The following is a 549-nucleotide window of genomic DNA, read 5'->3' on the forward strand; positions in this document are numbered from 1 at the left end:
CTCCGACTTGTGATATTGCTAGTAAAGCTCTTGCAGTATTTCGTCTTGCAAAGAGTAGGTAATATGATTCCAGTTAAAACCTGCAAGTGTTGTGGAACAGAACTTACAATCTACCACTTTAGACCAAACCCTGAAACAATGTTAAGACATTCTTTCTGTACCGGTTGTGTGAGCCACTTAGCTTTCAGTCAAATTGTTCGTTGGCATCACTATTATAATCCAAATTTTAAACCTACCAGAGGTTGGAATCCATATGTTGAAATTGAAAGTTCTTGACGCCTTAAATAAGCCCTATAACATCTTTACAGACGTTGTAGAGCCAGGCGCTATCGAACAGTTCGTTAACGTAATGAAGCAGCCTGACGTCGTTCAGGGCGCTTTAATGCCTGATGTTCACTCAGGTTATGTGCTGCCAATCGGTGGCGTGGTTGCAACCAAAGGAACTATCTATCCAGCGTTCGTTGGTTATGATATTGGTTGTGGTGTTTCTACTGTCCAGATCGGTCTGAAAGAGAAAGATGTTAAAACCATTCGAGATACGATTGCTCG

1 protein-coding gene is annotated in these 549 nt (G+C 41.5%); it reads left to right on the plus strand.

What is annotated here, in order from left to right; genetic code table 11:
• Window positions 1–253: 253 nt before the first annotated feature.
• Window positions 254–549 (plus strand): RtcB family protein (locus tag N1032_RS27275; protein ID WP_259543836.1); only part of this gene is annotated, 296 nt, incomplete at its 3' end.

Origin of the sequence: Herbiconiux daphne (assembly GCF_024979295.1) — a bacterium.
Classification (GTDB): domain Bacteria; phylum Actinomycetota; class Actinomycetes; order Actinomycetales; family Microbacteriaceae; genus Herbiconiux; species Herbiconiux daphnes.